General features: G+C 63.3%; 14 protein-coding genes and 1 riboswitch. Of the genes, 8 read left to right on the top strand and 6 right to left on the bottom strand.

Features of this window, described 5'->3' with window-relative positions; translation table 11 throughout:
• Positions 1–24 precede the first annotated feature (24 nt).
• The 3 genes from ACWTU9_RS04275 (at position 25) to ACWTU9_RS04265 (ending at position 3,634) form a co-directional block, all read left to right on the top strand.
• The gene (locus ACWTU9_RS04275; protein ID WP_454586224.1) at positions 25–807 is read left to right on the top strand and encodes a class I SAM-dependent methyltransferase; all 783 of its coding nucleotides are present in this window, start codon (positions 25–27) and stop codon (positions 805–807) included.
• A 138-nt stretch (positions 808–945) separates the two neighbouring features.
• Positions 946–2,769 (top strand): ABC transporter ATP-binding protein/permease, encoded by a 1,824-nt coding sequence (locus ACWTU9_RS04270; protein ID WP_455857232.1) that lies wholly within the window; start codon positions 946–948, stop codon positions 2,767–2,769.
• Between the two features lie 64 nt (positions 2,770–2,833).
• The gene (locus ACWTU9_RS04265) at positions 2,834–3,634 is read left to right on the top strand and encodes a DUF1194 domain-containing protein (RefSeq protein WP_455857231.1); all 801 of its coding nucleotides are present in this window, start codon (positions 2,834–2,836) and stop codon (positions 3,632–3,634) included.
• Between the two features lie 51 nt (positions 3,635–3,685).
• Here ACWTU9_RS04265 and ACWTU9_RS04260 read toward each other — a convergent pair whose 3' ends face one another.
• A complete protein-coding gene (locus ACWTU9_RS04260) occupies positions 3,686–4,621 on the bottom strand; it encodes a glycosyltransferase family 2 protein (protein ID WP_454586221.1) in 936 nt (311 codons plus the stop codon).
• Between the two features lie 236 nt (positions 4,622–4,857).
• Between ACWTU9_RS04260 and ACWTU9_RS04255 the strand changes: the two genes are divergently transcribed.
• Positions 4,858–5,178: a DUF1330 domain-containing protein gene (locus ACWTU9_RS04255; protein WP_455857230.1), complete on the top strand. Its 321-nt coding sequence runs from the start codon at positions 4,858–4,860 to the stop codon at positions 5,176–5,178.
• Positions 5,179–5,211: 33 nt separating this feature from the next.
• Positions 5,212–5,772: a macro domain-containing protein gene (locus tag ACWTU9_RS04250; RefSeq protein ID WP_455857229.1), complete on the top strand. Its 561-nt coding sequence runs from the start codon at positions 5,212–5,214 to the stop codon at positions 5,770–5,772.
• A gap of 14 nt (positions 5,773–5,786) precedes the next feature.
• Here ACWTU9_RS04250 and metW read toward each other — a convergent pair whose 3' ends face one another.
• Both metW and metX read right to left on the bottom strand, forming a co-directional pair.
• Positions 5,787–6,401, bottom strand: a complete 615-nt coding sequence (gene metW, locus ACWTU9_RS04245; protein ID WP_454586218.1) for a methionine biosynthesis protein MetW — start codon at positions 6,399–6,401, stop codon at positions 5,787–5,789.
• Between the two features lie 40 nt (positions 6,402–6,441).
• Positions 6,442–7,611, bottom strand: coding sequence for a homoserine O-acetyltransferase MetX (gene metX, locus ACWTU9_RS04240; RefSeq protein WP_455857228.1), 1,170 nt, complete (start codon positions 7,609–7,611; stop codon positions 6,442–6,444).
• 60 nt (positions 7,612–7,671) lie between these two features.
• Positions 7,672–7,749, bottom strand: a riboswitch (SAM riboswitch).
• Between the two features lie 126 nt (positions 7,750–7,875).
• Here metX and hisC point away from each other — a divergent pair.
• Together hisC and ACWTU9_RS04230 are read left to right on the top strand one after the other, a co-directional pair.
• Positions 7,876–8,985, top strand: coding sequence for a histidinol-phosphate transaminase (hisC, locus tag ACWTU9_RS04235; RefSeq protein ID WP_455857227.1), 1,110 nt, complete (start codon positions 7,876–7,878; stop codon positions 8,983–8,985).
• A gap of 5 nt (positions 8,986–8,990) precedes the next feature.
• Complete coding sequence (locus ACWTU9_RS04230; RefSeq protein WP_455857226.1) at positions 8,991–9,926, top strand: prephenate/arogenate dehydrogenase family protein; 936 nt, start codon at positions 8,991–8,993, stop codon at positions 9,924–9,926.
• 6 nt (positions 9,927–9,932) lie between these two features.
• On the opposite strand, the gene ACWTU9_RS04225 is transcribed toward ACWTU9_RS04230, so the two are convergent.
• Both ACWTU9_RS04225 and ACWTU9_RS04220 read right to left on the bottom strand, forming a co-directional pair.
• Complete coding sequence (locus ACWTU9_RS04225; RefSeq protein ID WP_455857225.1) at positions 9,933–10,856, bottom strand: sugar kinase; 924 nt, start codon at positions 10,854–10,856, stop codon at positions 9,933–9,935.
• 55 nt (positions 10,857–10,911) lie between these two features.
• Positions 10,912–11,910 (bottom strand): DUF2125 domain-containing protein, encoded by a 999-nt coding sequence (locus ACWTU9_RS04220; protein ID WP_455857224.1) that lies wholly within the window; start codon positions 11,908–11,910, stop codon positions 10,912–10,914.
• 123 nt (positions 11,911–12,033) lie between these two features.
• Here ACWTU9_RS04220 and ACWTU9_RS04215 point away from each other — a divergent pair, with 123 nt between their 5' ends.
• Positions 12,034–12,579 carry a gamma-glutamylcyclotransferase gene (locus tag ACWTU9_RS04215; protein ID WP_455857223.1) on the top strand — a complete coding sequence of 182 codons (546 nt, stop codon included), beginning with the start codon at positions 12,034–12,036 and terminating at the stop codon, positions 12,577–12,579.
• On the opposite strand, the gene ACWTU9_RS04210 is transcribed toward ACWTU9_RS04215, so the two are convergent.
• A complete protein-coding gene (locus tag ACWTU9_RS04210; protein WP_455857222.1) occupies positions 12,569–13,549 on the bottom strand; it encodes a quinone oxidoreductase family protein in 981 nt (326 codons plus the stop codon). The genes ACWTU9_RS04215 and ACWTU9_RS04210 overlap by 11 nt on opposite strands.
• Positions 13,550–13,667: the final 118 nt, after the last annotated feature.

Genomic DNA, 13,667 nt, shown 5'->3' with positions numbered 1-13,667 from the left:
GGCATCACAGCTACCGTCGCGCGCATGCATTCCGACATCGTCGATCTCCGTTCCTTCTATTCGACCACGCTTGGCCGCCTGGCCGAACGCTCGATCACCATGGCGCTTTCCTCGATCTGGGCTGCCGTGCCCAATGAGCGGCTGGTTGGGCTCGGCTATACCTTGCCGTGGCTGGAGCGGTTCGGCGCCGATGCCGAGCGGGTCTTTGCCTTCATGCCGGCCACCCAAGGTGCGGTCGTCTGGCCGGCGAATGGACCGACCTCGACGGCGCTGGTCTTCGACGAGGAGTTGCCGCTGGTCGATTCCTGCATCGACCGCATGCTGCTGGTGCATTCGCTCGAACATGTCGAAAACCCGCGCGAGACGCTGAACGAAATCTGGCGGGTGTTGTCGCCGGCGGGCCGCGTCGTCATCGTCGTTCCTAACAGGCGCGGCGTCTGGGCCAGGTTCGAGCACACACCGTTCGGCAATGGCCGGCCATTCTCGCGCGGCCAGCTCACCGAATTGCTGCGCGAGGCGAATTTCACACCGGCGTCCTGGTCAGACGCGCTGTTCTTCCCGCCATCGCCGCGGCGCTTCATGATGCGGTTCCACAATGTGCTGGAGCGCGCCGGCCGGCGGTTCTGGCCGATCTTTTCCGGCGTCATCGTGGTCGAGGCGCAGAAGCGGCTCTATCAGGGTGTGCCGGTCGCGCAGCGCGCCTCGCGCCGCGTCTTCGTCCCGGTGCTGTCGCCGCACGGCGCGACAAGGCTTGGCCGCCGCGCCGATGGGGTGACGTCGACCAAGCGTCAGGTGACACCTTCGTGATCACGATGAAAACTGGTGTTGCGTGGGGTTTTCCCACCTATCTGTCGCAGATGCATTCGCAGCCCGTTTGAGCGGCGGATGCCTTCTAGTCCCTCCATCCGGTTTCAGCACCGCTGTTGAACGTAAGGACCCCAGGCCATGGCTGATCAACTGGACATCAACACCACACCCCAGCCGGTAACCGTCGAAGCCAGCAGCCTGCGCGACCAGGTGGCAACGATCAAACGGGCGCTGGTGGGCTCGCCGGTACGCAAATGGCTGCTATGGACGTCGGTCGGCATCATGGTGGTCATCGTCGCGACGTCGATCGGCCAGGTTCTGCTCAACCGCTGGAACCAGCCTTTCTACGATGCGCTGGCGCGTCGTGACATGGCAGCCTTCCTGCATCAGCTGATGATCTTTGCAATGATCGCCGGTACGCTGCTGGTGCTCAACATCGCTCAGACCTGGCTCAACCAGATGATCCGGTTGAGGCTGCGCGAGGCGCTGACGCTCGACCTGATCGACCAGTGGATGCGGCCGGCGCGGGCCTTCCGGCTTGCCAATGCCGGGGCCATCGGCGTCAATCCCGACCAGCGCATGCAGCAGGATGCCGCGCATCTCAGCGATCTGACGACGGATCTCGGGGTTGGACTGCTGCAATCCTTCATCCTGCTTGTGTCCTTCGTCGGCGTGCTGTGGCAATTGTCGTCGGGCTTCGTCTTCCACATCAACGGCTGGTCGCTGGCGATACCGGGCTACATGGTCTGGGCCGCGTTCCTCTATGCCGGCATCGCCTCCTGGCTGAGCTGGCTGGTCGGCCGGCCGCTGATCCGCCTCAACAGCGATCGCTACACGCGCGAAGCCGAGCTGCGCTCCTCGATGGTGCGGGTCAACGAGAATGTCGACGCCATTGCGCTCTATCACGGCGAAGCCGATGCGAGGCGCCGGCTCGAAATCGACCTCGGCACGGTGCTGGGCGCGATGCGCAATATCTACAAGGCGCAGATCAATCTGGCGTGGGTGACAGACACTTATGGCTGGATCACCGTCGTGGCGCCGATCCTGGTGGCGTCGCCGGTCTATTTCTCGGGCGATATCAGCTTTGGCGGGCTGATGATGGCGGTCGGTGCCTTCAACCAGGTGCATTCGTCGCTGCGCTGGTTCATCAACAACATCGGCGGCATCGCCGACTGGCGCGCGACACTGATGCGTGTCGCCGACTTTCGCATTGCACTCGATGAAACCGACGTGCTGCATGACAAGGAAAGGCGCATCGAGGTCAGCGACAATGCCAATGGCAGCATGACCTTCGAGAGGCTTGAAGTGGCCTCACCGGAAGGCTGCACCAAACTTGCCGAAAGCCATGTCGAAATCCATCCCGGCGAGCACGTCATGATCACCGGCGAGCCAGGCGCCGGCAAGACGCTGTTCTTCCGCGCCATTGCCGGCCTGTGGCCGTGGGGGAGCGGACGGATCGGCCTGCCGGCGGGAGAGGCCCCGATCTTCGTGCCGCGCGTACCGTATTTCCCGGCCGGCACGCTACGCGAGGTGCTTGACCATCCGAACGGCCTCGCGCCAGCCAGCGATGCCGAAATTTCGGCAGTGCTTGCCGAGGTCGGCCTCGAGCGCCTGTCATCCTCGCTCGACCGTTCCGCACGCTGGGGGCGTGAACTCGGCGATGACGAACAACGCTCGCTCGCCTTCGCCAGGCTCGCCTTGCGAAAGCCAAAATGGGTGATCATCGACGAGGCGATGGATGCGTTCGACGGGCCGTCGCTGCGGCGGGTTCTGTCGATGCTGGAAAAACGCCTGCCCAGGACCGCGATCCTCAACATCGGGCGAGGCCTGCACAGCAATCAGTTCTTCCCCCGCGCGCTGAGCATCGTGAAGGATTCCGGTGCGCCGGCGCTGAAACCCGCCCGCGTCAGGGCCGGCGCTATCGACCCGCCGCCGAAGGCGACTGTACGGCGAAAGACCTAGCCGGGGCTTTATTTCGCCGCGATCGCGGCGAAGATTCGCGGATCGAAACATCCGTGGTGCGGCCATGCTCGATGCGCTCAGCCTGCTAGCCTGCCTTGCTTGCACTCCGGTCACGCCCGTGGCGGCCCCGGCAAACAGCGTTGCTGTCGATGTCGAACTGGTACTGGCCGTGGACATCTCGCAGTCGATGGACGAGAGGGAGTTCGCGCTGCAGCGCGCCGGCTATGTCGAGGCGCTCAGGCATCCCGATTTCATCAAGGCTGTGCGCTCGGGCACGACCGGCCGCATCGCGCTTGCCTATTTCGAATGGGCGGGCGTCGTGCGCGAGGATGGCGTCATCGCCTGGCAGGTCATCGACAGCGCAGAGAACGCCAACGCCTTCGCCGACAGAATAGCCGCGCGGCCCTTCCGCAGCTTTCGCGGCACCTCGATTTCCGGCGCGCTTGCCTTCGGTGCCGGGCTGTTCGACGGCACCGGGTTTGATGCGCCACGCAGCGTCATCGACATTTCCGGCGACGGTCCCAACAACACCGGACTGCCGGTCGCCACCACACGCGATGCCGCGGTGGCCAAGGGCATCGTCATCAATGGCCTGCCGATCCTGATCAGCCCGTCGCCGACCTTCAGCCATCTCGACCAGTACTATGACGACTGTGTCACCGGCGGGCCCGGCTCCTTCGTGCTGCCGATCTACGCCGCCTCCGAATTCGCTACCGCCATACGCCGCAAGCTTATCATGGAGGTGAGCGGTATTGCCGATGCGACCGTGGTCACGATCGACGCGGCCGCACCGATGGATTGCCTGCAGGGCGAACGCGACCGGCGGTTTTATTCCGATCCGTATTTCCCGGAACTCGATAAATGAGGTTTTGAGGCAGTTCCGGAGGGAAGGCCGCTGCGCGGCTTCCAGGGGGCTTCAGGCCGGCCGCGCACCGTATTTGTCGCGAAATTCGGTGTAGAGATCGCGGCGCCAGCGCCGGCCGCCGACATAGCCGCGCAACAGTTGCGGCACCGAATAGCCGAGTGCCTTCGACGACCGGTTGGCCAGATAGCCGGAGAATGCCTGCGAAACCCTGCCCTTGAGCGCGTCGGCGATGAGCTGCCGGGCAATCATGTAGGGCGGAATGTGGGGGTAGCGGTCGGCGATATAGGGGTGCTTGTCGATCAAACTGGCATAGGCTTCGACATAGCCATCGCGCTGTCCGGAGATGGAATTCTCGGAATTGTACTTTTTCCAGTCGATCACTTCGGAGAGTTGCGCGCCGCTGCGGCGGGCAAAGCGCAGCAACAATTCGCGATCCTGCATGCGCGTGACGTCGCTATCGTAGCCGCCGATGGCCAGCAGCGACTCGCGCCGGGCGGTGATTGCCGACCCGGCAATGAAGATCGTCTGCGCGACAAGGGCCCGTTCCAGCGAGTCGCGGCTCAGCAGCGCCTCGCGGTTGACGCAATTGGTGCGGCGATTGCCCTTCAGCGAGACGAAGGAGCTGATCAGCACTTCCAGCGAGGGATTGGCCTCGAACCACTCAAGTGTCCGCTCCAGCCGGTCCGGAAGATAGACATCATCGGAATCGAGAAAGGTCACCACGGGCGCCTGCGCCCGTTCGATGCCGGCATTACGGGCAGCATTGGCGCCGCGCCATTTCGACCCGACATAGACCAGCCGCGGGTCGCGGATTTCGGCAAGGGCTGCGGCCGTGCCGTCGGTCGAGCCGTCATCGACGACAATGTGCTCAAAACGAGTGACGTTCTGCGCCAGAACGCTCTCGACGGCGCGCAGAACCTTGCTCCGCCGGTTGTGAGTCGGTGTGATCACCGTGATTAGCGGAGCGAGGTCGGCAGTCTTCGACATATTGCTTTGGTTCTGCCCTGGATTCCGTGATGATCGGACGAACGGTCGGTTCCGCCTCAGGATTGCGTTCGATTCGACGCTACAAAAATGCAGCAGCAATGTCATCACAAACTGTTGAGCCAGGATTCCCTCAACGATCCGATTACGTCTGACGTAATCGACCAGCTGACGTCATCGCGGCAGATTGCGCCCACGAAGGCCGGTTGGTCGGCTTCGACTACATAGGGAGTTCAGCCATGACCGCCTACGCCGTCGCCCATATGCGCCAAGTCACGATGGGCCCGCAGATTGTCGAGTATCTGCAGAAGATCGATGCAACACTTGCACCGTTTGGTGGCCGCTATCTTGTTCATGGCGGCGAGCTGGACGTGATTGAGAACGATTGGCCCGGGCACCTGATCATCATTGAGTTTCCAGACAAGGAACATGCGCGCGGCTGGTACGATTCATCAGCCTATCGGGAGATTCTGGCGTTGCGTACCGACAACTCCCACGCCGATGTGGTCCTGGCTGACGGTGTCAGGCACCCGCACAAGGCCACGGACGTGCTGGGATAGGTGGGGATCAATCGGCAGCTATCGAGAATTCGATTGCCGCGTAAACCGCAGTTTTGCGATGGTCAGACAGGCGCACGCGGAAACTGCCGCTCCAACTGGGGGCAAACGCCGTCACTGGGAGGCCAGATTTCCATGTCGATACAGACGATTCGCGGCGATCTGCTGCAACTTGCACTCGATGGGCAATTCGATGTCATCGTGCATGGCTGCAATTGCCAGTGCGCGATGGGCAAAGGCATTGCGCTGTCCATTAAGCAGCGCTTTCTCGAGGCCTATGCGGCCGACCGCGCGACCGTGAAAGGGGATCCCGCCAAGCTCGGACGCATATCGGTCGCCGAGATCAGGCGCGGGGACCGAACCTTTCATATCGTCAACGGCTACACGCAATTCCACTGGCAAGGGCAGGGTGTGAAAGCCGACTATGAGGCGATCCGAAAGGTCATGCGGGCAGTCAAGGTCCAATTCACCGGCAAACGCATCGGGTATCCGAAAATCGGCGCTGGCCTGGCCGGTGGCGACTGGGAAAAGATCGCCTCCATCATCGCGGGCGAGCTTGCTGGCGAAGATCACACCTTTGTCGAGTACGCCGGGTAGCGTCTCCGGCGAAATCAGCGCTTCAGCAAGAACACCGCCTGCTGGCCGAAGAAATTCCAGAACCACCATGGCATCGACAGGCCGATCTTCTGGCCGTTGCCGTCGAGCGCGGTCGCCCTTTCCACCGAGGCACCGAGCTCCTCGACCAGGTTGACGAAGTCGCGGATGGTGCAGAAGTGGATGTTGGGCGTGTCGTACCAGGAATAGGGCAGATCCTCGGTCACCGGCATCCGTCCCTTGAAGAACAGCGACAGCCGCACCCGCCAATGGCCGAAATTGGGGAAGGAGACGATGGCGCGGTTGCCGATCCTCAAGAGTTCGTCCAGCACCAGCTTCGGGTTGCGGGTCGCCTGCAGCGTCTGCGACAGGACGACGAAGTCAAACCCCTTGTCGGGATAGAATTCGAGGTCGGTGTCGGCGTCGCCCTGGATGACCGAGAGGCCGCGCGCCACGCACTCGTTGACGCCGCGCTGCGACAGTTCCAGCCCGCGACCGTCGACCTGCTTGGTCTCCTGCAGGAGTTCGAGCAGCAGGCCGTCGCCGGAGCCGACGTCGAGCACCCGCGAGAGCGGCGGGATGAGGCCGGCGACGACCTCGAGGTCGACGCGCTGGGCGCGGTTGACGCTCATTGCTTCGATCCCTGGCCGAAAAGTCTGCAACTTCTAGGGGTCATGCGCTGAGCCCTCTCGCCCTTGCAGCGGAGCCGATGAAGCCGTTGATGGCAGCAAACAGTTCCGGCTCGTCGAGCAGGAAGGCGTCATGGCCGCGGTCGGTGTCGATCTCGACGAAGGAGACGGAAGCGCCTGCGGCGTTCAGTGCATGCACGATCGAGCGGCTCTCCTCTGTCGGGAACAGCCAGTCCGAGGTGAAGGAGACCAGGCAAAATCGCGTCTTTGTGCCGGCGAAGGCATCGGCCAGCCGGCCGCCATGGTCGGCGGCAAGGTCGAAATAGTCCATCGAACGCGTCATGTAGAGGTAGGAGTTGGCATCGAAGCGGTCGACGAAGGTCATGCCTTGGTGGCGCAGATAGCTTTCGATCTGGAAATCGGCATCGAAACCGAAGGTCAGCGCTTCGCGATCCTGCAGATTGCGGCCGAATTTCCTGTGTAGGGCGGCCTCCGACAGATAGGTGATGTGGGCGGCCATGCGCGCCACCGCCAGGCCCTTTTCCGGGCGCGCACCATGCTCGAAATATTTGCCGCCGTGCCAGTCTGGGTCGGCCATGACAGCTTGGCGGCCGACCTCGTGGAAGGCGATGTTCTGCGAGGAATGGCGCGCGCCGGTAGCGATCGGCAGCGCCGAGAAGACGCGCTCGGAATAGCACGATGCCCATTCCAGCACCTGCATGCCGCCCATCGAGCCGCCGAGCACGCAAAACAGCTTTTCGATGCCGAAATGGTCGACCAGCATCAACTGCGCCCGCACCATGTCGCGGATGGTGATGATTGGCAGGTCGAGCCCATAGGGCTTGCCGGTGGCCGGATTGGTCGAGGCCGGACCGGTCGAGCCGAGGCAGCCGCCGATGACGTTGGAGCAGATGACGAAGAAGCGGTTGGTGTCGATGATCCTGCCGGGGCCGATCAGCACCTCCCACCAACCCGGCTTGCCGGTCACCGGATTGGTGTTGGCGACATGCTGGTCGCCGGTCAGCGCATGGCAGACCAGGATGGCGTTGGAGCGGGCGTCGTTCAGGGTGCCGTAGGTCTGGTAGGCGATCTGGAACGGCGACAAAAGCGTGCCGGCGTCGAGCTTCAGCGGCTTGTCGGCGCCGAAATGCAACACCGGGCTCGACGGGTTGTCGGCCTCGTTGTTGGTTTTTGCAGCGCGGAGCGCGGTCATGTGACTCTCCTTGCCCGCCGTCAGGCAATAAAAAACCGGCAATGCGATCGCAAAGCCGGTTACGTCACGCAAACGGCCCTTTAGCGAGTTGTTTAACGTGGCTGCAAGCCGACCGGCCAAATCACCACGGAACGTTGCGTTCTTCTAGAACTCGTGCGGCCCGGCGTCAACGGCAAGCTATTGCCGAGCCTCTCGACATTCGAAGCCACGGCTTGTATTTCCGCTGCGGCCTCCGGACGGCGGCATTTCAGACGGATTTGCGACATGGACAAGACAGCGGACAAGGCACGGCCGACGCCCCGCGCGGGCATCATGGACATAGAAGCCTATGTGCCGGGCAAGAGTACGGCGCCGGCTGGCGTCGCCAAGGTCCATAAATTGTCGTCCAACGAGAACCCGCTCGGGCCCTCACCGAAGGCAATCGAGGCCGCGCGTGAAGTTGCCGCCAGGCTCGACGTCTATCCCGACGGCACCGCAAGGCGGCTGCGCGAGGCGATCGCCGAAGTGCACGGCCTCAACCCGGCAAACATCATCTGTTCCAATGGCTCGGACGAGATTTTGGGCCTGCTGGCGCAGACCTATCTGGCGCCGGGCGACGAGGCGATTTTTACCGAACACGCCTTCATGGTCTACAAGATCTATATCCAGTCGGCGGGGGCCAGGCCGGTTGCGGTCAAAGAGACCGAGGAGCGCGCCGACGTCGACGCGATCCTGGCTGCGGTTACGCCGGCCACGAAGATCGTGTTCCTCGCCAATCCCAACAATCCGACCGGAACCTATCTGCCGTTCCAGGAGGTGCGTCGGCTGCATGCCGCGCTGCCGGGCAATGTGCTTCTGGTGCTTGACGCGGCCTATGCGGAATATGTGCGACGCAACGACTATGAGGCCGGCATCGAGCTGGCGGGCAGCGCGCAGAATGTGGTCATGACCCGCACCTTCTCCAAGCTCGGCCTTGGCGGCGCGCGCATCGGCTGGATGTATGGCCCGCTGCACATCGTCGATGCGATCAACCGCATCCGCGGGCCTTTCAACGTCAATGCAACGGCGATCGAGGCCGGCATCGCGGCGATCCGCGACCGCGCCCATGTCGAGCGCAGTTCGTTGCACAACGAGACCTGGCTTACCTGGCTGAATGAAGAGCTGACGAAGCTTGGTCTCAGGGTGACGCCGAGTGTCGGCAATTTCGTCCTCATCCACTTTCCGCAGGACAAGAAGCATTCGGCAGAGGCAGCTGACGAATATCTCACCCAGCGTGGCTATATATTGCGGCGGGTTACCGGCTATGGCTTCCCCAACGCGCTGCGCATGAGCGTCGGCACGGAAGAAGCCAATCGCGGCGTCATCGACGCGCTCACGACCTTCCTGAAAAGTTGAAGCACATGACATCACCGATGTTCGAGAAAATCGCGCTGGTCGGCATCGGCCTGATCGGCTCGTCACTGGCCCGCGTCATCCGCCGCGAAGGTTTGGCCAAGCATGTCGCCATCGCGACGCGCAGCCCGACCACGCTGGCGCGCGCGAAGGAGCTTGGTCTCGGTGAGTCCTATACTGCAGACGCAAAGGAAGCGGTTCGCGATGCCGACCTTGTCATCGTTTCGGTGCCGGTTGGCTCTTCGGGCGAGGTGGCGGAGGAAATCGCGCCGGCGCTGAAAAAGGGTGCCATCCTCACCGATGTCGGTTCCACCAAGGCCTCGGTCATTGCACAGATGCAGCCGCATGTGCCGGAAGGCGTGCATTTCATACCTGGGCATCCGCTGGCGGGTACGGAGAAGTCGGGCCCGGATGCCGGGTTTGCCGAGCTGTTCGAAAACCGCTGGTGCATCTTCACGCCGCTGCCGGGCACCGATCCGGCCGCGCTGGAAAAGCTGTCGGAGTTCTGGCGGCGCTGCGGCTCGAACATCGACACGATGGACCCGCAGCATCACGACATGACGCTGGCCATCGTTTCGCATCTGCCGCACATCATCGCCTACAACATCGTCGGCACCGCCGACGATCTGCAGTCGGTGACCAAGTCGGAAGTGATCAAATATTCGGCCTCGGGTTTCCGCGACTTCACCCGTCTTGCCGCTTCCGACCCGACCATGTGGCGCGACGTGTGCCTGCACAACAAGGACGCCATCCTCGAGATGCTGGCGCGCTTTTCGGAGGACCTCGCCTCGCTGCAGCGGGCGATACGCTGGGGCGACGGCGAAAAGCTGTTTGATCTGTTCACCCGCACCCGCGCCGTGCGCCGCTCGATCATCGAGGCCGGCCAGGATATTGACGTGCCGGATTTTGGCCGTCAGGCGGTGGAGCATCCTACAAAAGGCTAGTCTGTTTCAGGCAGGCCAGGTTGCGGCGACCATGGCCATTGTCTCGGCCCGGTCCGGCGCGCCCAGCCGGCCGCCGAAGCGCTGGCATTTAAGCGCGGCGGCGGCACTGGCAAAGCGCAAGGCCTGCTCGATCGGCATGGCTTCGGCGAGCCCGACGGCAAAGGCGCCGTGAAAGACGTCGCCGGCGGCCAGCGTATCCACCGCCTTGACCTTCGGCGCCGCGATGTGGCGAACGCAGGCGCTGGACCGGTCATGCCACCAGCTTCCCGCCGCGCCGCCGGTGACCGCGACGAAGGCATCGGTGCGGCTGGCGAGGTCGGCACAGGCGGTTTCAGGGTCCAGCGCATGGCCGCAGACAATGCGCGCCGCCGTCTCCGAAGCGACGATGTGCGAGGCCAGCGGCAACAGACGCTCCAGCACTTCAAGCGGCGCGGTGTCGGCGTCGAGGATCGCCGGGCGGCCGGCGTCGCGCGCGGCGGTCAGGGCAAGGGCGGCAGCGCCCGGCCAGCGGACGTCAACCAGAACGGCGTCGAAGCCGGAAAGATCGGCGACAGGCAGCGCCTCGGGGTCAACCTGCGCCTTCGGGTCGTAGAATGGCACTATGATGCGCTCGCCATGGGCGTCGATCAGGATCGAAGCCAGCGCAGAACGCGCGCCTTTGACGCGGCGGACAAAGCTGCAATCGACGCCCTCGGCTTCGACGCCGGCCAGCAGCTGGTCGCCAATCGCATCGTCGCCCGCACTGGCCCACAGGAACACCTCCGCGCCGAGACGGCGGGCAGCGCAGGCCGCACTTGTCGCCATGCCCGCAGCGAGCTGGGCGCCATCCGATGCGATGAACTTGCCCTGATGCGTGGGCAGGGTTTCCAGACGCAGGATGGTGTCCAACGTCAGCGCGCCAACGCTGAGCAGTTTTACTGCCCGGCTCATGTGTTGGCTTGGCATAGATCTTCCCCCAAAGCGGTTCGTGCTTTGAGATCATGGTCTAATCGACCGGCTTGAGCTTGCCCAGCGGAATGAAGCCGAGCGAGGCCTTGCCCCTCACCACCTTGAGCGGCATCGACGGTTCGTTGCCGAGCAGCGCCAGGCCGGCAAAGCCTTGCTCGATCTGGCTCTTCTGCTCGGGGATTGCGGTGGCGAGGATTGCCGCCACGGCTTTGGGATCCTTGAGCTTGATCGTCAGGTCGGCGTTGATCAGTCCGTTGGCGTCGACCGACACCGGGCCGGAGACGGTGATGCGCGCAGTTCCCGACGACAGGTCGAGCTTGTGGATGTCGGCGGCCTGGCCGCGCAGGCTCTTGGCCTCCGTCTTCATCAACGCCACGCCGTTCTTCAGAGTAGCGTCACCGCTGCCGTCGAGCGGCGGCAGTACGCGCCCGCCGATCGCGTCGGCGTCGATCTCAAGATCGGTGAAGCTTCCGACATAGCCGATGTCCTGGCCGTCGGGCTGCAGCTCTCCCGCTGCAGTGCCGGCACTGAACAGCGAGACCGGGTCGGTGTCATCGGCCGGGTCGGTCTGGCCGGATAGGCCCTCGGCCTGCAACGAAATGCTGCGGGGCAAGGGCCAGGAGAGCTTTGCGTTGGCCTGCAGATTGTCCCAGTCGATCCATAAAGGCATCATCCCCGGCACCGATGTGCGCAGCGGTCCGCGCAACTCGGCGACAGGCGACAACGGCCGGGTGATCTCGGCCATGAAGTTGAAGCTGCCGGTCGAGGCCGCGACGTTCCTGGTGTCGTCCTCGTAAGCCAGCGTGTCACAGGAGACGGCGAAGCTCAGTGGATAGCCACTGACGGTGAGATTGGCGCAGCCGGCCTCTATACCTTTGGTGTTCAGCTCCGCGACCGCCTTGTCGGCTTCGCTTCTAACGCGGCCGGCGACATAGAACCAGGCCGCGCTGTAGACGCCGAACAGCATAACGACCAAAGCGGCGATCCAGAACAGCCGGCGGCGAAACTTCGACGGACGCTCGTCAGTTGACGTCATGCTGCGGCTTTCATTAACGCGGGCGTGTTGCGGGTGGACTGTTGCTTACGCAACAAGCAAAAAGACAGAAGAGCACCGATTCCGATGCGGCGGCGTCACTCTCGTGCAATCAGGCTTGGCGATATGGGCGATTTTTGGGTTTTTGGCTACGGCTCGCTGATCTGGCGGCCGGGATTCGCGCATGTCGAGACCCGCCGCGCCCGGCTTTACGGCTACCGGCGGTCGCTCTGCGTCTATTCCTTCGTGCATCGCGGCACGCGTGAGCGGCCGGGCCTGGTCCTCGGCCTCGACCGCGGCGGGTCCTGCATCGGGCTGGCGTTTCGCGTCCCGGGCGAGTTGCGCGATGAGGTGCTGACCTATCTGCGCGAACGGGAACTCGTCACCAGTGTCTATCTCGAGCGTGTGCTCGATATCAGCCTCGACGGGAACGGCTTGGCCGAGCGTGAGACTTTGAAAGCGGTCGCCTACATCGTCGACCGCCAGCATGAACAGTATGCCGGCGGGCTCGATGCCGCGCATGCGGCAGGCGTCATCCGTGGCGCCGTCGGCCAGTCCGGAAACAATGAGGACTATGTGGTAAGCACGGTCGAGCATCTGAAGGCGCTCGGCATTCGCGATCACTGGCTGGAAGAGGTGGCTAGAGGGGTCGCGCCCAACGCTACATCGTGAAAATCTGTTTTCCCAGATCGGCGCGATCCAGGCTGTTTGCGACGGCAAGCTTGAATTGGGTCAGCGGGTGGATACCGCCGACAGGGATATGGAAGCCGGGCTGGCCGAAGATGTCGACAATCTCGCGCAGCATCGGCCGGTCGGCTTCGACGGGCGGCGAAAAGAAGTAGCGATAAATGTTTGCCCTGATTTCGGCGCCGCTCAGCAGCACGTCGAAATTATGCAGTTCGAAACGCTCCGCGCTCATGCCGCCATTGATGACCATCTGCCCCCCAAGGGCAAGGGTGCGGATCAACTCGCCGCTGACAGGCCCGCCAACATTGTCGATGATGCCGTTCAGTCCTGCGCCGCCGGTCATGTCCATGACGGCCTCCCGGATGTCGCCATTTACGTCCGACAGGTCGAGGATGGCGGTGGCGCCAAGCTCCTTCAAGTCCAGCCTTTGATGCTGACGTCGCACCACCGCGATCACGTTGATGCCGCGCCGTTGGGCGAACTGCATCACCATGGTTGAAATCGAGGAATAGCCAGCCGTGACCGCCAGCCATTGGCCAGGCTGCACCCGGGAATCCACCAGCAGGTCCCAGGCGGTGATCGGGTTCACCATTTGCCCGGCACGTTCGGCGGGATAGTCGGCGGGCAAAGGGATCAGCCATTCAGCGGGAATGGCCGCGTACTCGGCCCAGGTGTTGTAGTGGCTGAAGGCGACAAGCGTGCCGGGTTGCAGCGCGACTCCTGTCCCGACCGCCTCGACGATGCCGGCACCATGATTTCCGGCGATCTGCCGGGGAAAATGCGGCTTCTTCGGTTCGGGATAGAGGTTCTGGATGAACAGAAAGTCGCCTGGGTTGACCGAAGCCGAGACGATTCTGACCAGCACCTCGCCGTCGCCGATCCGCGGCGTGGGGACATCATCGAGATAGAGCACGTCCCGCGGCGAGCCGATCTCGTCGAATACAATTGCTTTCATGTCGGTCTCCACATGGGCCAGCGGCCGGGACGCGACCGGCCAAACACGCCGATACGTGCATCGGCGCGGCGACCTTATGGACGGTCGCCGAAAATCAGAATTGGCAGATTTGACAATC

This window comes from Mesorhizobium sp. 128a, from assembly GCF_053848025.1.
This window is presented reverse-complemented; position numbering and strand designations above follow the sequence as displayed.